This is a genomic window from Iodobacter arcticus, assembly GCF_042664895.1.
Classification (GTDB): domain Bacteria; phylum Pseudomonadota; class Gammaproteobacteria; order Burkholderiales; family Chitinibacteraceae; genus Iodobacter; species Iodobacter arcticus.
Genome location: NZ_JBHTBQ010000006.1, coordinates 329,559 through 349,981 on the forward strand (window position 1 = coordinate 329,559; position 20,423 = coordinate 349,981).

The 20,423-nt window shown below is 50.6% G+C and carries 25 protein-coding genes and 4 tRNA genes; 18 read left to right on the forward strand and 11 right to left on the reverse strand.

The genetic code is table 11. The features are described 5' to 3' along the window. Nucleotides 1-235 precede the first annotated feature (235 nt). The 4 genes from ubiU to ACFQNF_RS04290 all read left to right on the forward strand — a co-directional run bounded on the left by ubiU (nt 236) and on the right by ACFQNF_RS04290 (nt 3,870). Nucleotides 236-1,234 carry a ubiquinone anaerobic biosynthesis protein UbiU gene (ubiU, locus tag ACFQNF_RS04275; RefSeq protein WP_380186355.1) on the forward strand — a complete coding sequence of 333 codons (999 nt, stop codon included), beginning with the start codon at nt 236-238 and terminating at the stop codon, nt 1,232-1,234. A 207-nt stretch (nt 1,235-1,441) separates the two neighbouring features. Next, on the forward strand, nt 1,442-2,317 hold the full coding sequence (locus ACFQNF_RS04280) for a U32 family peptidase (RefSeq protein ID WP_380186357.1): 876 nt from the start codon (nt 1,442-1,444) through the stop codon (nt 2,315-2,317). Continuing rightward, the gene (ubiT, locus tag ACFQNF_RS04285; RefSeq protein ID WP_380186359.1) at nt 2,314-2,739 is read left to right on the forward strand and encodes a ubiquinone anaerobic biosynthesis accessory factor UbiT; all 426 of its coding nucleotides are present in this window, start codon (nt 2,314-2,316) and stop codon (nt 2,737-2,739) included. The genes ACFQNF_RS04280 and ubiT overlap by 4 nt, the downstream gene beginning before the upstream one ends. Nucleotides 2,740-3,039: 300 nt before the next feature. Further along, nucleotides 3,040-3,870: an undecaprenyl-diphosphate phosphatase gene (locus ACFQNF_RS04290; RefSeq protein ID WP_046353595.1), complete on the forward strand. Its 831-nt coding sequence runs from the start codon at nt 3,040-3,042 to the stop codon at nt 3,868-3,870. A 214-nt stretch (nt 3,871-4,084) separates the two neighbouring features. Here ACFQNF_RS04290 and cyoE read toward each other — a convergent pair whose 3' ends face one another. The 4 genes from cyoE to ACFQNF_RS04310 form a co-directional block, all read right to left on the reverse strand. Further along, entirely contained in the window at nt 4,085-4,996 is a 912-nt protein-coding gene (cyoE, locus tag ACFQNF_RS04295; RefSeq protein WP_380186361.1) for a heme o synthase, read from the reverse strand. Between the two features lie 2 nt (nt 4,997-4,998). Then, nucleotides 4,999-6,000, reverse strand: coding sequence for a COX15/CtaA family protein (locus tag ACFQNF_RS04300; RefSeq protein WP_380186363.1), 1,002 nt, complete (start codon nt 5,998-6,000; stop codon nt 4,999-5,001). A 432-nt stretch (nt 6,001-6,432) separates the two neighbouring features. Further along, nucleotides 6,433-6,888, reverse strand: a complete 456-nt coding sequence (locus tag ACFQNF_RS04305; RefSeq protein WP_380186365.1) for a hypothetical protein — start codon at nt 6,886-6,888, stop codon at nt 6,433-6,435. Then, nucleotides 6,885-7,556 (reverse strand): SURF1 family protein, encoded by a 672-nt coding sequence (locus ACFQNF_RS04310; RefSeq protein ID WP_380186367.1) that lies wholly within the window; start codon nt 7,554-7,556, stop codon nt 6,885-6,887. Before ACFQNF_RS04310 ends, ACFQNF_RS04305 begins: the two co-directional genes overlap by 4 nt. On the opposite strand from ACFQNF_RS04310, the gene ACFQNF_RS04315 reads away from it, so the two are divergent. Further along, complete coding sequence (locus ACFQNF_RS04315; protein ID WP_380186369.1) at nt 7,555-7,746, forward strand: twin transmembrane helix small protein; 192 nt, start codon at nt 7,555-7,557, stop codon at nt 7,744-7,746. The genes ACFQNF_RS04310 and ACFQNF_RS04315 overlap by 2 nt on opposite strands. Nucleotides 7,747-8,220: 474 nt before the next feature. On the opposite strand, the gene ACFQNF_RS04320 is transcribed toward ACFQNF_RS04315, so the two are convergent. From ACFQNF_RS04320 to coxB, 6 genes are all read right to left on the reverse strand, one after another. Further along, nucleotides 8,221-9,087 carry a cytochrome c oxidase subunit 3 gene (locus ACFQNF_RS04320; protein WP_380186371.1) on the reverse strand — a complete coding sequence of 289 codons (867 nt, stop codon included), beginning with the start codon at nt 9,085-9,087 and terminating at the stop codon, nt 8,221-8,223. Nucleotides 9,088-9,219: 132 nt separating this feature from the next. Next, nucleotides 9,220-9,393 carry a DUF2970 domain-containing protein gene (locus ACFQNF_RS04325; protein ID WP_380186373.1) on the reverse strand — a complete coding sequence of 58 codons (174 nt, stop codon included), beginning with the start codon at nt 9,391-9,393 and terminating at the stop codon, nt 9,220-9,222. Beyond that, nucleotides 9,390-9,902: a cytochrome c oxidase assembly protein gene (locus tag ACFQNF_RS04330; protein WP_380186375.1), complete on the reverse strand. Its 513-nt coding sequence runs from the start codon at nt 9,900-9,902 to the stop codon at nt 9,390-9,392. The genes ACFQNF_RS04325 and ACFQNF_RS04330 overlap by 4 nt, the downstream gene beginning before the upstream one ends. Nucleotides 9,903-10,128: 226 nt before the next feature. After that, entirely contained in the window at nt 10,129-10,224 is a 96-nt protein-coding gene (locus tag ACFQNF_RS04335) for a cytochrome oxidase small assembly protein (protein ID WP_218586923.1), read from the reverse strand. Further along, a complete protein-coding gene (gene ctaD / locus ACFQNF_RS04340; RefSeq protein ID WP_380186377.1) occupies nt 10,217-11,860 on the reverse strand; it encodes a cytochrome c oxidase subunit I in 1,644 nt (547 codons plus the stop codon). Before ctaD ends, ACFQNF_RS04335 begins: the two co-directional genes overlap by 8 nt. Before the next feature lie 10 nt (nt 11,861-11,870). Continuing rightward, complete coding sequence (gene coxB, locus ACFQNF_RS04345) at nt 11,871-12,965, reverse strand: cytochrome c oxidase subunit II (protein WP_380186379.1); 1,095 nt, start codon at nt 12,963-12,965, stop codon at nt 11,871-11,873. Between the two features lie 302 nt (nt 12,966-13,267). On the opposite strand from coxB, the gene ACFQNF_RS04350 reads away from it, so the two are divergent. The 8 genes from ACFQNF_RS04350 to flgJ all read left to right on the forward strand — a co-directional run bounded on the left by ACFQNF_RS04350 (nt 13,268) and on the right by flgJ (nt 16,000). Next, entirely contained in the window at nt 13,268-14,032 is a 765-nt protein-coding gene (locus ACFQNF_RS04350; RefSeq protein WP_380186381.1) for a DUF2189 domain-containing protein, read from the forward strand. A gap of 124 nt (nt 14,033-14,156) precedes the next feature. After that, nucleotides 14,157-14,232 (forward strand) — tRNA-Met (locus ACFQNF_RS04355). A gap of 41 nt (nt 14,233-14,273) precedes the next feature. Continuing rightward, nucleotides 14,274-14,349 (forward strand) — tRNA-Met (locus ACFQNF_RS04360). A 24-nt stretch (nt 14,350-14,373) separates the two neighbouring features. Further along, nucleotides 14,374-14,449 (forward strand) — tRNA-Met (locus tag ACFQNF_RS04365). Between the two features lie 24 nt (nt 14,450-14,473). Beyond that, a tRNA-Met gene (locus ACFQNF_RS04370) sits at nt 14,474-14,549 on the forward strand. A 122-nt stretch (nt 14,550-14,671) separates the two neighbouring features. Continuing rightward, nucleotides 14,672-14,926, forward strand: a complete 255-nt coding sequence (flgM, locus tag ACFQNF_RS04375) for a flagellar biosynthesis anti-sigma factor FlgM (RefSeq protein ID WP_380186383.1) — start codon at nt 14,672-14,674, stop codon at nt 14,924-14,926. Then, a complete protein-coding gene (gene flgN / locus ACFQNF_RS04380; RefSeq protein ID WP_380186385.1) occupies nt 14,923-15,330 on the forward strand; it encodes a flagellar export chaperone FlgN in 408 nt (135 codons plus the stop codon). The genes flgM and flgN overlap by 4 nt, the downstream gene beginning before the upstream one ends. Continuing rightward, nucleotides 15,317-16,000 (forward strand): flagellar assembly peptidoglycan hydrolase FlgJ, encoded by a 684-nt coding sequence (gene flgJ, locus ACFQNF_RS04385; protein ID WP_380186387.1) that lies wholly within the window; start codon nt 15,317-15,319, stop codon nt 15,998-16,000. The genes flgN and flgJ overlap by 14 nt, the downstream gene beginning before the upstream one ends. A 5-nt stretch (nt 16,001-16,005) precedes the next feature. Here flgJ and ACFQNF_RS04390 read toward each other — a convergent pair whose 3' ends face one another. Further along, nucleotides 16,006-16,614: a flagella basal body P-ring formation protein FlgA gene (locus tag ACFQNF_RS04390; RefSeq protein WP_380186389.1), complete on the reverse strand. Its 609-nt coding sequence runs from the start codon at nt 16,612-16,614 to the stop codon at nt 16,006-16,008. A 144-nt stretch (nt 16,615-16,758) separates the two neighbouring features. Between ACFQNF_RS04390 and flgB the strand changes: the two genes are divergently transcribed. The 5 genes from flgB to ACFQNF_RS04415 all read left to right on the forward strand — a co-directional run bounded on the left by flgB (nt 16,759) and on the right by ACFQNF_RS04415 (nt 20,194). Continuing rightward, entirely contained in the window at nt 16,759-17,121 is a 363-nt protein-coding gene (flgB, locus tag ACFQNF_RS04395) for a flagellar basal body rod protein FlgB (protein WP_380186391.1), read from the forward strand. 3 nt (nt 17,122-17,124) lie between these two features. Continuing rightward, nucleotides 17,125-17,517, forward strand: coding sequence for a flagellar basal body rod protein FlgC (gene flgC / locus ACFQNF_RS04400; protein WP_380186393.1), 393 nt, complete (start codon nt 17,125-17,127; stop codon nt 17,515-17,517). Nucleotides 17,518-17,598: 81 nt separating this feature from the next. Then, nucleotides 17,599-18,255 (forward strand): flagellar hook capping FlgD N-terminal domain-containing protein, encoded by a 657-nt coding sequence (locus ACFQNF_RS04405; RefSeq protein ID WP_380186395.1) that lies wholly within the window; start codon nt 17,599-17,601, stop codon nt 18,253-18,255. Between the two features lie 11 nt (nt 18,256-18,266). Continuing rightward, the gene (locus ACFQNF_RS04410; RefSeq protein ID WP_380186397.1) at nt 18,267-19,460 is read left to right on the forward strand and encodes a flagellar hook protein FlgE; all 1,194 of its coding nucleotides are present in this window, start codon (nt 18,267-18,269) and stop codon (nt 19,458-19,460) included. 5 nt (nt 19,461-19,465) lie between these two features. Continuing rightward, entirely contained in the window at nt 19,466-20,194 is a 729-nt protein-coding gene (locus tag ACFQNF_RS04415; protein ID WP_380186399.1) for a flagellar basal body rod protein FlgF, read from the forward strand. Nucleotides 20,195-20,423 lie beyond the last annotated feature (229 nt).

Sequence of the window (20,423 nt, forward strand, 5' to 3'; positions counted from 1 at the left end):
AATTGATCTCGATTAAGGCAAAATATATTGCAGTGCACTATGATTAAAAAGTCGTCATAAAGCGTGTGGGCTTTGTGAACAGACTCTCTGTGTGTGGGTACGGTGCGTGCGTTGCTACTTTTTGGTGGCCGCACGCTTTTTTCTGTCCATCATTGTGGGCTTTGTTTGATTTAGCTTAAAAAGCACTACGCCATCTCTCTTTAAGCTCCCCTATGTTTATCATTCGGGGGTGCTTATGGCCCTGCCCCAACTTGTTTGCCCAGCGGGCAGCTTGCCTGCTTTAAAAACTGCCGTTGACCAAGGTGCTGACGCGGTTTACCTCGGTTTTAAAAACGCTACCAATGCCAGAAACTTTGCAGGCCTTAATTTTAGCGATGCGCAGCTTAGCGAGGGCGTGCGTTATGCCCATGCTAAAAACCGTGAAGTATTAATCGCAATTAATACTTACGCCCAAGCAGGGCGGATTGCGGATTGGCGTGCTTCGGTCGATAAAGCGGTAGATTTGGGTGCTGATACGGTGATTCTGGCTGATCTGGGGCTATTGGAATACGCCTACCGCACTCATCCCCATCTGCATTTGCATTTATCGGTGCAAGGCTCGGCGACTAATTTTGAAGCGATTAATTTAGCGTACGAGTGCTTTGGCGTGCGCCGTGCCGTGCTGCCGCGCGTGCTGACCCTGCCGCAAGTTGAATACGTGATTAAAAACACCAAGGTAGAAATCGAAGTATTCGGTTTCGGCAGCCTCTGTGTGATGGCCGAAGGCCGCTGTATTTTATCTAGCTATGTGACTGGCCAATCGCCGAACACCCACGGTGTATGTTCCCCTGCGCATTTTGTACGCTGGGAAAAACAAGGTGAGCGTATGGATGCCCGTTTAAATGGCGTGTTGATCGATCGTTTCGAAGCAGGCGAGCCAGCGGGTTATCCCACGCTATGCAAGGGGCGCTTTGAAGTCGATGGCGATACCTATTACGCCATGGAAGAGCCGACCAGCCTGAACACCCTTTCGATCTTGCCCGAGCTGATACGTATCGGCGTGGCGGCCATCAAAGTAGAAGGCCGCCAGCGCAGCCCATCTTACGTGAGCGAGGTGACCAAGACCTTACGTATGGCGATCGACGCCTCGGCCGACCCGCGCTATTCAGTCAAACCCGCTTGGCAAGCCACGCTGGATAAAGTATCCGAAGGACATCAGCAAACCTTGGGTGCGTATAGCAGACCGTGGCGATGAGTTAGCTCGTGTCTAGGCGTAGGGCGGGTGCAACCCGCGTATTTTTCAGCATCGCTCGCGGGTTTCACCCGCCCTACAAAAAACATTTCGCTTATGTTGATAGGATTGGGTTGCAAGCCGCGTATCTTTTTATATCGTTTCGCGGGGTTTACCTGCCTTACAAGTACAAATTATGGGCTTATAAAAGCAGACCCATTAGGAATAACAATGAAACTCTCTCTTGGCCCTATCCTTTATTACTGGCCTAAGCAGCAAGTGTTGGATTTCTACGCCGAGGCAGCGAGTTGGCCGGTGGATGTGATCTATCTGGGCGAGGTGGTTTGCTCGCGCCGCCACGAGTTGCGCAGCGCGGATTGGCTGGAGGTGGCGGAGCAGCTGCGTGCAGCAGGTAAGGAAGTGGTGATTTCGTCTCAAGCACTGTTGGAATCCGCTAGTGATCTTTCTAGCTTAAAAAAGCTGGCCGAGGCGGGCGGCTGTATTGAGGCTAATGATTTAGGCGCGGTTAAGGTGGCGCGAGATTTAGGAATGCGCTTTGTAGCTGGCCCACATCTTAATATTTATAACGGCGCGGCCTTGGATTGGTTTGTGGCTCAGGGGGCGATGCGCTGGTTGCCCTCTTTAGAAAGTAGCCAAGGCACCATCGCCGCTATTTTGGCCGAGAAAACGGCCGCCATCGAAACCGAAATCTTTGTACATGGCCATTTGCCGCTGGCGTTTTCGGCCCGCTGCTTTACCGCGCGTTATTACGGCTTAAGCAAAGACGCGTGCGAGTTTCGATGCTTAGATCATGCCGACGGGCAACTGGTGTCTACCCGCGAGGGCCAAGGATTTTTGCGACTGAATGGCATTCAAACTCAGTCTTCCGCCTGCCAATCGCTTTATGCCGAATTGCCACAAATGGCGCAGATGGGCATCGATTATCTGCGTATCAGCCCCCAATCCACCGGCACGGCTGAGCTGGTCGCTGCCTATGCAGAGAAATGTACTTATCCCAATGCTATCCACGACTTTTCAACAGCTTATCCACAGGGGCTTGTGAATGGTTATTGGCATGGTGAAGCGGGCATAAAGGAATGTGTATGAAACGCTTACATCAATTTGTCTTACTAAAGCTCCCCGAAGCGCCGCTTGCCATTGCTTTTGCTAGCAGTCTGAATTTAGTCAAAAACAAGCTGTGGCCAGAGGAAGATTTTGCGTGGCTGGCCGGGCGAAATATCCGCTTAGAAGTGTTGGATATTGGCCGAGGCTTAACGCTGTCTTTTGCTAATGGCCGGTTTAAGCGTGGAGCAGGCGCAGCAGACGTCACCTTTAGCGCCAGCCTTGCCGATTACCTAGTGCTGGCCCGCCGCCTAGAAGACCCCGACACGCTGTTTTTCCAGCGCCGCTTAAGTATTGAAGGCGATACCGAGCTGGGCCTCACGCTAAAAAACTTAATGGACGCAACCGATTTCGAACCACTTTTGGCATGGCTGCCAAGCAGATTGCGTGCGCATTTGCCGGTTTGATTTGGTGTTTTAAAAGGTCTGTAGACACAGAGAACACCGAGCACACAAAGAGCACAGAGAAAATCTAATTTGGCTTAGATTTTTCATCGTCATGTCATTCGTAGGGCGCTAATAAAGCCAAGCGTTTTTTGCTTGGCTTTATTACGCCGCATGGGGATTGCGGCATGACATTGGATTAATGTTGATGCGTAACCCAACAGGCTCCAATGTAAATCCTTCAATAAACACCAGATCTTAATCAGTAAATAAGATTGCCCAGATATAATGCATTTCTCTTTTCAGGCTATTGGCAGATTATCAATGGATATCGTATTGCTGTTTAAGTCGCTCATTATGGGCATGGTTGAGGGTATTACTGAGTTTTTACCGATTTCCAGCACGGGCCATTTGATTTTAACGGGTGATTTGCTCAATTTTATGAGCAAGGAAAAGCGCGACGTTTATGAAATCTTTATCCAGCTGGGGGCTATGTTGGCGGTGGTTTGGGAGTATCGCGCTAAGATCACTCAGACACTGACGGGCGCAGGCAAGCCGGGTAGTGAGCGTAATTTGCTGCTGGCCGTCGTGATTGCCTTTATTCCTGCTGCAATATTTGGCCTCTTATTTAATAAGGTCATTAAGGCACATTTATTTCAGCCTGTGCCTGTGGCGATGGCGTTTATTATTGGTGGCTTGATTATTCTTTGGGCTGAAAAACGCCAGCTGAATAAAACCCCCGTGGTTGAAACGGTGGATGATCTAAGTCTGAAAGATGCCTTGAAAGTAGGGCTTTGCCAGTGCTTAGCGTTAATCCCCGGCACTAGCCGCTCTGGTGCAACGATTATCGGCGGAATGTTTCTTGGTATTTCCCGTAAGGCGGCAACTGAGTTTTCGTTCTTTTTGGGCATTCCAACGCTGGGTGCGGCTTCGATTTATAGCCTGCTTAAACACCGCCATGAGTTAGATATCGGAGATAGCGGCGTTTTTGCCGTGGGCTTTATTGCCTCGTTTATTTTTGCCTTTATCGCCATTCGTGCGCTGATTAAATTTGTTTCTACCCATACCTTTGTTGGCTTTGCCTATTACCGGATCGCCTTTGGCTTGATCGTATTGGCGACTGCTTACAGCGGCATGGTGAGCTGGACGGTTTAAGTTGCTTGTTTCCCCTCTCCTTTTTGGGAGAGGGGCAGGGCGATAATCCTCTCAACTTAAGTAAAACGTTATTCGTAGGGCGGGTGCAACCCGCGAGTCATGCTGAAAAATACGCGGGTTGCACCCGCCCTACGATGATTCAATGTTTGTCATGGTGTGGCAACATCATGATATATGGCGAAGTTGATAGGGTTGGGCAGGGGGAGAGGGCGCTTTATGCCACCAACACCATTAACCAGTGATCCAGCAACAAAGCTGCAAACAAATACGCTAAATATTTAATCGAATATTTAAATAACTCCCGCGCAATCACATCGCCTTCCGCTTCCCCCTCTTCCTGCCATAATTTAAACGCCCGCGATAAAAAGCCTGCGTTCAGTACAGCCACGCTAATGCCGTAGAGCCAGCCGCTCATGCCTAATGCCACCGGCAGGGCGGTGACTGCGGCGAGGATGGCGGCGTAGAGTAGGATAGATAATCGGGTAAATGCTAAACCATGCGTAATTGGCAACATAGGTAGGCCAGCCTTGGCATATTCATCACGGCGGTAGATGGCCAGTGCCCAGAAGTGCGGCGGCGTCCAGGTGTAGATAATCAAAAACAACACCATCGCTTCGGGCGGCACGCTGCCGGTGACGGCGGCCCAGCCCAGGATCGGCGGCATGGCTCCCGATGCACCACCAATCACGATATTTTGCGGCGTGGCGGCTTTTAGTAAGCGGGTGTAAATCACTGCATAGCCAAAGAACGTTGCCAGCGTCAGCCACATCGTCAGCATATTTACAAAAGCGCCTAGTAGCCATAGCCCAACTGCGGTGGTAATTAGGGCATAGAGCAGGGCGTCGCCGTGCTTTACCGAGCCTTTGACCAGAGGGCGTTGCTGAGTGCGGCGCATATTGCCATCGCGCTCTACTTCGATCAGGCAGTTAAAAGCGGCAGCGCCACTGGCCACGAGGCCGATGCCTGCCGTGGCAGCTAAAAGCAGCGCGATGGATGGCAACTGTGGTGTAGCCAGCAGCATACCAACCACCGCACAGAACACAATCAAGGCAATGACGCGCGGCTTGCCAAGCTTCAGCAGCTCAGTCAGCTGGGCGTGGGAGCGGGTAAGGGCGAGAGTACGCATGGTTAGGCTCCGGAGTGTTTAGGGGATGTGGTGTTAAAGGCGTTGTTTGTTGCTTGCTGATGAACTGGTAAAACCTGTGCCAATGCCGCAACCACCAGCATCAGTAAAATTGCCGCGCCGCCGTTATGCGCTACGGCCAGTGGCAGCGGTAAATCAAGCCAGACATTGGCAATGCCAAGTGAGATTTGCAGCAGCAGCGCCGCTGCAATCAACCCCGCCCATCTTGGGCTGGTTTTACGCAGCTGCCAGATCAGTGCACTCAGGCAGGCCAGTAGCAGTAAAGCACCCAGCCGGTGTAGCCAGTGAATGGCGGCCAGATGATGAATCGTCAGCGATTCGCCATTGCTGGTTTGGCCTAATTGCCGTATCGGCTGCATGGCTTCGCTTAACCCCGCAGGCGCGGCAAAACTGCCTTGGCAGCTAGGAAAACCATTGCAGGCCAGTGCCGCGTAATTAGTCGATACCCAGCCGCCCAAGGCAATTTGCAGCACGATGGCAATCAGGCTGATGATTAAAATTGGGCGCAGATGGCTGGGGAGCTGAGGAGTGAAGGAAGAGCGTGCGGCCAGCCACGTGAGCAAGGCCAGTAGAGCCATTCCTCCTAGTAGGTGCGCGGTGACAATTATCGGCATCAGCTTCATGGTGACTGTCCACATCCCCAGCAGGGCCTGAAAGATAATCACCCCCAGCGGCAAAAGAATACTGAGGCGGCTTAGCCGCTGGCGTTTTTGCCAGAGCAAGCAGCACGCCGCCAGCACCAACAGCCCCAGCCCGCCAGCAAAATAGCGGTGGATCATTTCTTTCCAGCCCTTGGCAGGCTCTACGTCGCCGCCAAATTGCGCACTCGCTTGGGCAATTTCATGCGCCTCATCCGGCGCGCCCAGTTGCCCGTAGCAGCCCGGCCAATCCGGGCAACCCAAGCCCGCATCAGAAAGCCGCACATAAGCACCCAGCATGACCAGACAAAAAGTCCAGATTAGGGTGAGGCAGAGGAGTGGTTTCATTAAGTGGCTCCTGTAGGGCGGGTGAAACCCGCCACTCTCGTAATATTTAATGGCAAAATTCGGCGGGTTTGACCACATCCTCGTAAACCAAAATCAAAAAGACCTTTTTAGTGCCTTCAGCACATTGATTTTGGAGCGGTAGCCACCGCGGGGCCTTCCTTTCTTGCTTCGCCAAGAAACGAAGCCAAAAAAGGCGACCCCACGAAACACGAAAGCCCCTCATCTGCGGACAATCGAGCGGCGGCTGCGGAACTCGCTCGCAAGCTCGCTCAAACAGTCCTCGCCGAAACCCCGCCCGCTTGTTCCTCGCTTCGGCGTGTTTCAAGGGGACTCTAAAGCCCCGTGCAGAGAGCGTAGTCATTATGTTTTTTGCGGTTTGCTAATTAAAAACAAAATACATTGCATCCGTAGGGCTTCTCCCTCGCTACAGCTTCAACCCAGCGCCTTATTATTTTTCAAAACCTGCCCAATTTCTTTCAATGCCTTGCGCCTACCATCGTCGCTAGAAAGCTGTTCATTGGAATAACGCAGTACGGCGTTGCCGTGGGGGTCGATCAGGTAGAGGCCGCTATTGGGGGCGTGGTTGGGTAGATAGGCGATGTCGGTATTGTCCGAGGGGCAAAAGCTGGCGCGCACGATACGCTGGCTGGCTTCGCCTTGCGCTAATCTCAGCTGCCCTGCTGCAAAGAGCAGCTTGCGATGCACGTCGCTGCAAGCTGCATCGGCGGCGGCTAATCGCCAAGGGCCGGGGGATGCGATCGGGGTGGCGAGTAGCTCGCCAAAGCTATTACCTCCTGCTGGCCGCCACCATTGCCAAACGGCTTGCGCCGCTAATACGGGCAGCAGGGATAACATAAAACATGCGATGAGTACGGTGCGTCCTTTCATAATCTTGTCTCCCGTTTAAAGCGAATCCAAAGAAAAATCCCTACTATGCTCATCCCCCACCATGTGGCGGTATAGCCAAGATGCCGCTCGGGAGGAATTGCAGGTTGGCTGTGTTGCACTTTCAAACCTTTTTCGCTTGTTTGTATCAGTGCATAGGCAATGGGTAGGGGCAGCTTGCTCCACGCGGCAAAGCGTTCTGGATTGATATTCTGAAAGACATGCTCTGTAGGCTGGGTATGAGCCAGCTCGACATAACGGGGCCAAGGCTGAGTGCTCACTACGCTGTTCTCACTTGGCTTTGGGGGCTGGGTATCTGGCCACCAGCCACGGTTGACCAGCACAATGCTTTGATCGCTCAGTTGAAAAGGCGTGATGACGTGATAGCCGATTTGTCCTGCTTCAATACGATGATCCAGTAGGATTTCGGCTTGTGGCAGCCATTGCCCAATCAGTTTGATTGGGCGAAATAATGGGGGTGTGCCCGTAGCCCAAGGCAGGGGGGGGAGTGCTTCTTGCTCGGCCAGTTGCTTAATGAGTATTTGTTTGTCGTGTGCACGGCTGAGTTGCCATAGGCCCATGCAAAAAGTAATGAGGATTAAGATTGCCAAACAGATAAGCGCAGATAGCCGACGTTGCGCTAAGATGGGATTCAACGGAGGATTTTCCATGAAGATTGTTGCCATCATCCTGCTCTTGGTTATTGTTGTTGCCCTTGGGCGAGCACTCTTGCAGCTGGTTCGCGGTGGGCGATCCACACAGGTGGTGCGTGCTCTAACACTGAGGGTGGGCTTGTCGATTGCTTTATTTGTTTTGTTATTGGTGGCTTACGGGATGGGGTGGATACATCCCAATGCATGAGTGTTTTTGTTTTTTTGGACTGCTTTTGTAGGGCGGGTGCAACCCGCCATTTTCTATTTGTGCGCTAACTAAAAAGATCTTATTTAAGTGCCTTCGGCACGGTGATTTTGGAACGGTAGCCACCGTGGGGGCGTTCTTTTCTTGAACGGCCAAGAAAAGAACCAAAAGAAGGCCGCCCCGGCCAGCACGAGGGCCCCTCACTGCGGACAATCGAGGTGGCGGCTGCGGGACTCACTCGCTTCGCTCGCTCAAACATCCTCGCCGAAACCCCACCCCGCTTGTTCCTCGCTTCGGCGTGCTTTAAGGGGATTCTTAAGCCCCATGCCATGAACCGCGATATAAATTCAGATCGCTGGGTTTTGAAATACAGTTCATTTACCTATTCAAAGCCTATTTGAACGATTCTTCCTTTCTGCTTTCCTCCGTGAAACTCCGTGTTCTCTGTGTCCTCTGTGGTTCAAGATCTGGGTTTTCTTATAGCCAGTAAACAAACACAAATAAGATCAACCAAACCACATCCACAAAATGCCAGTACCAAGCGGCGGCTTCGAAGCCGAAGTGGTGTTCGGGAGTGAAGTGGCCTTTCATGGTGCGTACTAACATGGTGGCGAGCATGATGGTGCCAACCAGTACGTGCATGCCGTGAAAACCAGTCAGCATGTAGAAGGTTGCACCGTAAGCGCCGGAGCTCATTTTTAGGCCTAGCTCGGTCCAGCCGTGGTGGTATTCAACGGCTTGCAGCGTTAAAAACAAGGTGCCGAGCAGCACGGTAAACAAGAGACCAAGCTTGAGCTGGCCACGTTTGTTTTCCATTAACCCCCAGTGCGCCCAAGTCAGCGTAGCGCCAGAGGTGAGGAGCAGGGCGGTGTTGATGGCGGGTAGGCCGATTGCGCCCATCGGGATATAGGCGGCGGATTCCGGGCCGGTGCGTGCAGGCCAGCTTTCTTTAAAGCCAGACCAGAGAAAAGTATGGGTATCAGAGAAAAAGCCCAGCTCGGGCACTGAAATCACGCGGGTATAAAATAGCGCGCCAAAGAAGGCGGCAAAGAACATGATTTCCGAGAAAATAAACCAGCTCATTCCCCAGCGAAAAGAGTAGTCAACTTGCTGACCATAACTGCCGCTTTGCGATTCTTTAACCACATCGCCAAACCAGCCAAAAATCATCCAGATTAAAATGGCGAATCCCAGCAACAAAATCCAGTTGCCAGCAGGCACGCTATTCATGGAAAACGCAGCCCCCAGCCCCATACAGAATAAGGCGACAGAGCCGACGATAGGCCAGCGCGAAGGGGCTGGCACATAGTAATGCGCGTCGTGAATTCCGTTTTCTACATTCATTTTCAGCTCCATCAATTGTAGGGGGGCAAGTTTTTATGCCCTCACGCGTAGGGGTTAGCCCTGCGGCTGGGGCGTAACCCACCATTGCGCTAGTGCAATGGTGGGTTACGGCAAAAAACCGCCTAACCCACCTTACGAATTAGCAATCAGCACCCGTACCAGCAGAAACACACTCAACGCCAAGCACAGGGCCAAAAATAAACCCGCTGCAATAATTTGCTGAGGCTTTAGCTTTGCACTTTCTGCATTTTTGCGGCTGCGAACGCCAAAAAATGCGGCAAGGACGGTTTTAAGTGCCGCAATCATGATTTCAACTCTGGGTGCAGCGTGTAAGAAAGCGTGGCAGCACCCAGCTCGGCGGGCAATTCATTGGCGACTAATAACACTACCGTGACATCGCGTTGCTCATTAGCAGCCAGTGTTAGTGCATCAAAGCAAAAGCATTCCAGCTTTTGCAGCAAACCTGCCGATCTGGCCGGGGCATAGCTGGGAACGGCGCGTACTTTCAAGGGCTGATCGCTTTTATTAACTAAACGAAATCTTGCTTTAAGTAAGCCGCCGGGCTTGGCTGCCAAGACAGGATCGAGCGCTTCTAATGTGGCGGCTAAGCCCTCGTCCACATTGGTATCAAACTCCACCCGAATCACCGCTGCGCTGGTATTGGCAAAATCGCTATTGGCCCGATCAATGCCCAATACTTGGCAAAAAGCATCGTAAAACGGCACCATGACATAGCCAAAGCCAAACATCATGCAGGCAATGACGATCATCCGAATGGCGAGTTTGCGATTGGCTTGCTGGAGAGTGCTTTGCATTGCGGCCTTTTTATACTCAGGTAACTATTTTAAAACCCAAATCTTGAACCACAGAGAACACCGAGGACACAGAGTTACACGGAGAAAATCAAATCGTGAGAGGACGATGTGCCCAGTGTGTAGGGTGGGCACGTTTTTGTGCCCACGCGGTAGGTGCAACGCGCGTGGGCATAAAAGCATGCCCACCCTACCATTTCGTCTACAGATTTTAGGTTTGGTTTGGGTTCTAAACGTCCATCAACCAGCGCCGGATAATAATCCCCACAAAAAAGGCGGCGGCGATGCTGGCGGTGATCAGGGCAGTGCGCAGATTTTTACTCATGATGATCTCCTAGCAAGCCTTGGGCTTTGAGGCCTTTTTCAACCATTTCTAAGGACGGTGGTGTTTCCCATGTGTGGTGTGGTGCTGGCGACGCGACTTCCCATTCCAGCGTATTTGCGCCTTCCCAGGGGCTGGCTGGTGCTTTACCTACGCCGCCACGAATGGTGTGAATCACATTAAACAGGAAGAAGATCTGCCCTAGCCCGAAGCAGAACGCACCCACTGTAGCCATGGCGTTAAAGTCGGTAAATTGCATATTGTAATCAGGGATGCGGCGTGGCATTCCGGCGAGGCCCAGGAAGTGCATCGGGAAAAAAGTGACGTTAAACCAGATCATTGACCACCAGAAATGAAACTGGCCCCGGCCCTCGTGATACATATAGCCGGTCCATTTAGGTAGCCAGTAATAGGTAGCACCAAACAGGCTAAATAACGCGCCTGCCACCAGCACATAGTGGAAATGCGCCACCACATAGTAGGTGTCTTGCATTTGCGTATCGACAGGGGCAATCGCAAGGATTAGCCCCGAGAAACCACCGACGGTAAACAGGCAAACAAAGCCAATTGAGAACAACATTGGTGTTTCAAAAGTCATGCTGCCCTGCCACATGGTGGCGATCCAGTTAAAGACTTTTACCCCCGTTGGTACGGCAATCAGCATGGTGAGAAACATAAAAAACAGCTGGGTGCTGGCCGGCATGCCGACGGCGAACATATGGTGGCCCCATACCATAAACGACAGAATGGCGATCGAGCAGGTGGCGTAAACCATCGACACATAGCCAAATAACGGCTTGCGGGCAAAGGTGGGGATAATCTGGCTGACGATACCAAAAGCAGGTAGCGCCATAATGTAAACCTCGGGGTGGCCAAAAAACCAGAAAATATGCTGGAACAATACTGGGTCGCCGCCGCCAATCGCCTTGAAAAAGTGCGTATCAAAGTGCCGGTCGGTGAGCAGCATCGTCACTGCACCAGCCAGCACCGGAGCTACGGCAATTAATAGATAAGCCGTAATCAGCATTGTCCAGCCAAACAGCGGCATTTTCAGCATCGTCATGCCCGGTGCACGCATATTCAGCACGGTGGTGACGATATTGATCGAACCCATAATCGAAGATAGCCCTAAGAGGTGGATGGCAAAAATCGCCAGATCCATCCCCATTCCTGCCTGAATCGACAGCGGTGGGTAAAGCGTCCAGCCGCCAGCCGCTGCACCACCGGGTACAAAGAATGAAATCATTAACAGTGCGGCAGCAGGAGGCAGTAGCCAGAAGCTCCAGTTATTCATTCGGGCAAAAGCCATATCTGGCGCACCAATCATCAGCGGCAGCATCCAGTTAGCCAAGCCGGTAAACGCCGGCATAATGGCCCCAAACACCATAATCACGCCGTGCAAAGTGGTGAGCTGATTAAAGAAATCAGGTTGCCAGAATTGCAGGCCGGGCTGAAATAGCTCCGCACGGATACACAGCGCCATAATGCCGCCAGTAATAAACATGCTAAAGGCAAACCATAGATAAAGCGTGCCGATATCTTTGTGATTGGTGGCGTAAAACCAGCGCTGCACAAAGGAAACGTGATGCTCCTCATGGGCATGATCGTGTGTGTGGAGTGCGTCGTGTGCGGTCGTCATCGTCTTGTCCTTACTTTCTGGCGGCTTTAACGTCGGCCGGGAATAGGGCATCGCCTACGGTATTGCCAAAGCTATTACGCTCGTAAGTGACGACTGCGGCAATTTCGGTATCTGATAAAGCATTCCATGCAGGCATGGCGTTTTTGCCCTTCAACACCATGCCAAGATGGTCGGCTATAGGGCCTAGGATAATTTTTGAGCCGACCAGCGATGGGTAAGGGCCAGAGCCCTTGCCGTCGGCCTTATGACAGGCTACGCAGTTGATTTCGTAAACAGACCGGCCTCGGGCGATTAGCTCGTCCTTAGTCCATTTTTTGTTTGGATCGTCAGCAGCGGCTTTGGCCTCGGCTTGTTTTTTACCTACCCAGTCCTGGAATTCTTTATCAGTCACTACTTTAACGACCACGGGCATAAAACCGTGGTCCTTACCACAGAGCTCGGAGCACTGGCCGCGGAAGGTGCCGGTGTTTTCGGCTTTAAACCAAGTGTCGCGAATAAAACCCGGAATCGCATCCTGCTTTACGCCAAAAACAGGCACTGCCCATGAGTGGATTACATCGTTACTGGTGGTCAGAATGCGGATTTTCTTGCCAACGGGCACCACTAAAGGCTCGTCTACTTCTAATAGATAGTGCTCGCCCTTGGGGCTGCCCTTGCCCTTGTATTCCTCAATCTGATTGCGATTGGTCGTGAGGCGGCTTTTAAAATCAACACCATGATCCAGATATTTGTAGCCCCAGAACCATTGATAACCGGTGGCTTTAATGGTGATCTCTGAATCTCGGGTGTCTTTTTGCGCAATGACCACGCGTGCCGCAGGCCAAGCCATTGCGATTAAAATCAGCGCAGGAATGACGGTCCAGAGAATCTCGACCGTGGTGTTTTCGTGGAAAGGTTTGGCCGCATGGCCGAGGGATTTTCGGTGTTTTAAAATGGCGTAAAACATTACGCCAAACACTAAAAGAAAAATCACCAGAATGACCCACATCAATAGCGTATGCAGATTAGTGATTTCGTGTGCTATTGCAGATTGCGCTGGTGGAAAGTTCATTTCCCCTGCTTTTGCAATAGCAGGCAGCATTAAAGCTAATGCAAGTCTGCGCATTACTCACCTCCCGAGGTGTAGCGCCTTCCTCTTAATGACAGGGACGGTCGCTGTTTTAATCTTTATTCATATAACGTAGCAGAAGATCTGACATATGCAAGTCAGATAGCACATGATATTTCTTACACCAAGCCATTGCTTTTACCGTTTGTCTGCTTTTTAGAAGCGCCTTGCCAAAGTTGTACTAAAAAATAAATGACCATCTGTTTTTGTGGTCACCAGTTTTTGTCGGCCAAGGGGCGGAGCCAGCTTCGATAAATACGAATCGGCTCCGAAAAAGGCCATCACCAGAGAGGATGATCATGAGCGTACATATGGCCGTATTGGATCAGCACTTCACGCTGCCTAAAATTAGAAAGGTAGCTGCCAATAGCCCCGTGCTATGGCTACAAAAAGGTTGGGTAGATTTATGGTCGCATCCGGGGCCGAGCTTGGTTTACGGGCTGCTCGTCACTTTGGTGGGGGCTTTGGTGTTGTCGCTCGCCATAAATAACCCTTATTTATTCACCACATCAATTACCGGGTTTTTATTGCTGGCTCCCTTAGGGGCGGCAGGGATTTATGAGTTGACGTCTGAAAGAGAAGAAGGCAGGCCAACTTCTTTTGTGCAATCGATTCGTGATTTATTGGCCAATATGGGGCAATTGGCTTTTCTAGGCTTGGCATTAGCGATGATAGCGATTGCCTGGGAGCGCTTTTCTGCCATTTTGTTTGCCATATTTTACGGCGGGCAGGATGTGAGCTTGCTTGGTTACTTGAGCTCTTTAACGGGTGAGTTTTTACCCTTCACCATTGTCTGGTCATTGGCTGGTTTCTTACTTGCCTTTTTTGTGTTTGGCTTAACGGCCATCTCGATTCCCATGCTGGCCGATCGGGAAGTAGACAGCATTACCGCCATGATGTGCAGCCTGCGCGCCACTTCTGAAAATCGCATTGTGATGGTTCAATGGGCTGCTTTGATTGTGCTTCTGACGGCGATCGGTTTTGTCACTGTGATTGGCCTGATCGTGATTTTTCCTCTGCTTGGGCACGCTACTTGGTACGCCTACAAAGACCTGATTGAGTAAATCTTATGAGCCTTGCTTCTTGCGATCAGCGGGGCTCAATAGATTTTATTTATGAGTTTATGGTTTTTGGTATCCCTTATGTATTGACAGGCCTAATAAGCTCTTGTATAGTTCGCCCCTCTGTCGCGGGGTGGAGCAGTTGGCAGCTCGTCGGGCTCATAACCCGAAGGTCACAGGTTCGAGTCCTGTCCCCGCAACCAGAAATGCATTGTTAGAGTTACCCATAAAGTAACGCACCCGTCGCGGGGTGGAGCAGTTGGCAGCTCGTCGGGCTCATAACCCGAAGGTCACAGGTTCGAGTCCTGTCCCCGCAACCAGTCGCACTCTAGCAAAATACCCGTCGCGGGGTGGAGCAGTTGGCAGCTCGTCGGGCTCATAACCCGAAGGTCATAGGTTCGAGTCCTATCCCCGCAACCAGTTATGCATTTGTAGTGTACCCGTCGCGGGGTGGAGCAGTTGGCAGCTCGTCGGGCTCATAACCCGAAGGTCACAGGTTCGAGTCCTGTCCCCGCAACCAAAATATTGAAAAAGCCGCTATTCAATCGAATAGCGGCTTTTTCGTATGTTTTTTCTGCTTCGATTTAAGATTTTCTTCGTTTGTGTCGCTTCTTATAAAGAGTGCTTACTAGGTAAATGACTATGCGTATCAACTCTAATCGAAGCGAAGTTATTATCACCGCTACTCCGGCAAGCCCGGTGGCTAAGTCTGCTGCACCTAAAACAATAGATGCAACTTCTACTCTTGGCATTGCTAAACAAGCGCTACAGGCTGGCCCAGAGATTGATATGGCTAAGGTGCAAGAAATTCGTAATGCCTTGCTGCGTGGCGAGATTCATTTTGATGCAGATAAAGTGGCAGGCTTAATGCAGAAATACCATGGCGGGCTTGCTTGAATACGCTTATCCGGCAATTTGCCACCGATTTACAAAGTGATGTAAAAGCTTATCAGGATTTAATTGCCCTGCTTGAAGAGCAGTTTTCGGCCTCTGTACAGCAGCAAACCATGCAATTAAGCCGTGTATTGGAGCAAATTAGCGAGCACCTTGCGGCGATTGAAGTGCGTCGTGAGCGCCGCAGCCAAATGATTAAAACTAGCAATGCCGCTGATTGTGAAGCCTTAATGGCTTTATTTCCCGTCGCTTTGCAACAAGCCTGCTCATCCAAATGGCAGCAATTAGGCGCTTTATTACGCCAGGCCAAGCAATTAAATCAGCGCAACGGCGAATTTATTTTATCCCAACAAGAAATCATGCAAAGAGTCTTGTTTGGCGAGCAGGATATTTATGATCCAGTTTGATCAGATTGGCTATTTGCCACCTACTCGTTCAGATGCCCCTCGCTCGCAGGGCGACGGTGCTGCATTTTCGGCGTTATTTGCGCAAACTCGTTCTGAAGTGCGTCGTTTTATTGAAGAAGGCGGCACTCAGGCTATGCCTTTGAGCCCAGAAGGTTTTGCCCTTAGAAATGCCAGCATAAATACATCTCCGGCTGGAGCTTTAGATGCCGATAAACACGCTTTTATTGAGCAAATGCAGCCCTATGCACGTGAAGCATCGGCCAAGCTGGGCGTGGCAAGTGAGATTTTGCTGGCCCATGCGGCTTTGGAATCGGGCTGGGGTAAATCACCGGTTACTAAAGCAAATGGGCAGAGTGCGTTTAATTTATTTGGGATTAAAGCGGCAGGTGGCTGGCGTGGCGAGCGTGCCGAAGTACTGACTACCGAGTTTGAAAATGGCGTGTCGATTAAAAAGATGGATCATTTTCGCTCCTATGCCGATTACCGTAGTGCATTTCAGGATTACGCCACATTTTTTAGCGAGAGCAAACGCTTTCGCCCTGTGCTGGGCACAGGTAATAGCGCCGAAGCCTTTGCCAGTGCCTTAGTCAAAGGCGGCTATGCCACCGACCCGGCTTATGCAGAAAAGCTACTTAAAGTAGTGGATACCATAAGATCGATTAAGCCCTAACTGTTTTAAGGTGGTGAGACTTCTTGCTCTGAGCTCACTACGGCACGGATTTTTTTGCCGCTGCGTTTATTCCTCACCCAAATCACCTCTCCTAATCTGCCGCTTTCCTCCGCCACTACCTTGCTGCGGATTTCAACTAGCTCCGCTCGGGCAACTAATTCAATTTCCTTCCCTTTTTTGATGAGATATCCGGCGGGCTGAGGGCTACTGGCTATCTGATGCGTTGTGTTGCTGGTAAATGCACGCAAAGGCTCGTCCTCTCCCTCTTTAAGGCGATACATTGCCCTTGCCATATAACGAGCATTCCATGTTTTGCCTGTTGTGCAGCTTACATCTATTTTTAGCAAGGCAGAATCTTCGCCTTGTAAGGCGGCAAGCAGAGGTGGCGATTCACAGCGATTGAGTTGGCTGATGTCACGAGGAGGAATGAGAGAAACTGTCAGAAAAATCTTACGGTTAAAGTGGTTTTTTGCAGTAATTTCAAAGTAATTTTGTGCGAAATTTCTTACTTTTTCTTCTAATGGTATATTTTCCATGCCTATAGAATATGCTGAAGTGCTTGAAAACATTAGATAAAGTATGACGTTTGAGAATTTACCCAGTATTTTTTTCACATTTATATCAACATATTAGAATATTAGAGGGTAATTATACCGTATACGGTTGCCGAGGGAATATTTACCATCCGCGATCACCTTTCCTCTATTTGAAAGGTAGGCAGGTTTTTTTGTAATGATAATAGAGCGAGGGTAGTCGCAATGGGCGTTCATTTCGATAAAGCATTGAATATGCACCCTGAGGCCTTACGGCTGCGTGCAGAGCGCACACAGGTATTGGCTGCAAATATTGCAAATGAGAATACGCCAGGCTTTCAAGCGCGTGATTTTAGTTTTCGTGAGCGCTTAGATGGCGCTTTAGCAACAGAAGCTGGCGATTTAGGCGGCCTCGGCGGCAGTGATGAGCTGCTTTATCGTGCGCCCAATCATCCTAGCCGCGATGGCAATACCGTTGAGCTGGGTGTTGAGCAGGCGGAGTTTTCACAAAACGTGTCAGATTTTCAAATCAGCCTTGCCTTCGTGAATATGAAGATAAAAGGGCTGGCCAAGGCGATCTCGGGATAAACCATGTCTTTTAGAAATATCGCACAAATTGCCGGGTCAGCAATGACGGCACAAACCACACGCCTTAATACCATTGCCAGTAATCTGGCCAATGCGGAATCGGCTTCAGGCAATGAGGCCAGTACTTATCACGCCAGAAAACCAGTTTTTTCGGCGCTAAGTGGCGGAAAAGTGCAGGTGTTGGATGTGATTGAAAGCACCGAGCCACTGCGTAAAGCGCATGAGCCTAGCCACCCTCTGGCAGATGCGGACGGGAATGTTTTTTACCCAAATGTGAGCCCCGTCGCAGAAATGACCGACATGATGTCGGCCTCGCGCGCCTTTCAAACCAATGTGGAAGTCTTATCGCGGGTTAAGGCGATGCAGCAGGATTTATTAAAAATGGGCGAGGCTTAAGCCCTCTCGTTTTATTTCTCATTTAATTCCACTTTGATTCGATCCAAGGCCTAAGCCGCCTTGCCAATATAAGCACAAGCCATGTCGATTGCCTTTTCTCCCGCTCAGCAAAATGCCAACCCGCAGCCGCAAATAAACCCGCTTGAACCTGTTGCTGGACAAAGTGACGGTAATTTCTTTATGACTTTGCTCGTTGCGCAAATCAAAAATCAAAACCCATTAGAGCCATCAGATCCTAGCCAGTTTGTGAATCAACTCGTTCAGCTTAATCAAATGGATAACTCCAAAAAGATGTTGGGCGAATTAAAAGCGAATTCGCAAATGATGCACGATTTGCAAGTGCTGACTTTGGGTAATCATGTGGGCTCTACCGTAGCGGTGAATGGCGGGGCAATTACCTTAGATAAAGACGCAATATCTGGGCAGTTTTCTTTAGAAAGCCCTGCTAAAAAAGTGTCTTTAGTGATTACAGGGGCAGATCAGCAGCGCACCGTGGTTGATTTAGGCAGCAAGCCGGTTGGGGATGTGGCGTTTAATTTTGATCCTAAAAAACTAGGTTTACAGCCAGGCCCGTATTCGCTTTCGGTAGAAACGGATAGCAAAGAAAAAGCGAACGTAGAAGTCTTTGGTGTGATTAAGAGCGTTAATTTAAGTAATGGTTTGCCCATGGTGAGCATTGCAGGTTTGGGCGATTTTCCGGTGGCGGCTATTTCAAAGCTAAAAGGCCATTCTGTATAACAAAGGATTGAATGATGAGTTTTGAAATTGCGCTATCAGGCATTAATGCCGTTAATAATCAATTAGGTAGCATCAGTAATAATATTGCGAATTCCAGCACCTACGGTTTTAAATCGGGCCGAGCTAATTTTTCATCGGCCTACGCAGGCTCGCAGGCGATTGGGGTAGAAACCTCATCCACTACCCAGAATATCGCTAAGGGTGGTGGTTTACTGACGACGGGCCGAGCGCTGGATGCAGCAATTCAAGGATCTGGGTTTTTTGTCACCAAAGACCCAAGCGGAGGTATGGCCTATACCCGTGTGGGCATTTTTGATAAAGACAAAGATGGCTATATGGTGGATAGCTTTGGCCGTCGTGCTCAAGGCTACGCCCCAGTAGGTAATGGTGGCGGAACAGCGATGGGCGCGATTGGCGATATCAAAGTACCCGTAGGGCAAGTGCCTGCTAAAGCTACAGATAAGCTGCAATTTACCGGCAATTTATCTGCCGATTGGCCAACGCCGATTACCGCCACTTTTAATAAAGACGAGGGCACCTCGTTTAATGCCTCTATGGTTTCGACGGTTTACGATTCCGTGGGCGCTAAGCACAACCTAACTCAATATTTTGTAAAAGGGGCTGCGGGCGTCACGGCCCATTACTCCTTTGATGGTGCAACGATTGCGGCCAGCAATACCTTGAGCTTTGATGCCAACGGTAAATTAAGCAGCCCAACAGCACCGGTTACATTGGCCTTAGGCACGCCTGCTAATGCTTTGCCACTATCGATTAACCTAGATTACGCAGGCACATCGCGCTTTGCTGGCGAAGTAACCAATACCGTAAACAGCGCCAATGGCTATGCATCTGGCACGCTAACCGGTGTGGTAATCGAAGAAAATGGCGAAGTGATGGCCAAATACAGCAATGGCCAGAAACAAAGCGCCGGAACGCTGGTGTTGGCTACTTTCCCGAATGAAAGCGCCTTGCAGCAAATCTCTAATACCAGTTGGGCAGAAACGGCAGCTACTGGTACCGCGCTGTATTCCGCGCCCGGTAGCGGCATGACCGGCAAGCTAACCGCTGGCGCACTGGAGCAATCCAATGTGGATATGACGGGTGAGCTGGTGAGCTTGATGACGGCTCAACGTAATTACCAAGCCAATACCAAGGTGATCTCCACCGAGAATCAAGTGATTCAAGCCCTGATGCAGGCGTTGTAAGCACCATGGATGCACTGATCTACACGGTAATGAGCGGCGCAGATCGCACCCTGCGCGCACAGCAAATTCACGCTAATAATTTGGCAAATGCTGAAACAACGGGCTTTAGAGCAGATATCGAAGTGGCTAGTGCACAAGCTGTGCCGGGCTACGGTTATGAAGCCCGCCATATGGCGCAGTTGCAAGCCAGCGCGGTGGATGCGCGTGCCGGAACGGTAACACCAACAGGCCGATCCCTCGATGTAGCGCTAAAAGGTGAAGGCTATCTGGCGGTGGAATACGCAGGCGGTGAAGCCTATACCCGCAGCGGCAATTTAAATGTGGATAGCCAAGGCGCGTTAACCATCAATGGCCGTGCCGTTTTGGGCGATGGCGGGGCAATTACTCTGCCTGCTTTTGCTCAAGTTTCGATTAGCGATGACGGCACGATTTCTGTGCTGCCTCAGGGTGAGACAGGCGCTTTACAAGAAGCAGGCAAGCTTAAATTGGTTCGTCCTAATGCCAGCGAGCTGACTAAAAATGAGGCAGGCCTTGTGGTGAGCCGCTCTGGCCAGCCCCTACCGGTGGACGACACCGTGCAAGTATTAGGTGGCCATTTAGAGCGCAGCAACGTATCGGCAGTCGAAGAAATGATCGCCACCATGACGCTAACTCGCAGCTTTGAAGTGCAAATGAAAATGTTTAAAAGTGCAGATGATATGGCCGACGCAGGTAATCGTTTGATTCGTGGGTAGTGAATGGTTAGTCGTAGGGTGGATGAAATCCTATGTGCGCTAACAAAAGTCAAAAGACTTTTTTATTAGTGCCTTCGGCACGTAGATTTAGGAGCGGTAGCCACCGCGGGGCCTTCCTTTCTTGAACGGCCAAGAAACGAAGCCAAAGAAGGCCGCCCCACGAAACACGAAGGCCCCTGCGCTGCGGACAATCGGGTCGGCGGCGGGCGGGATTGGCTCGTGCCTCGCT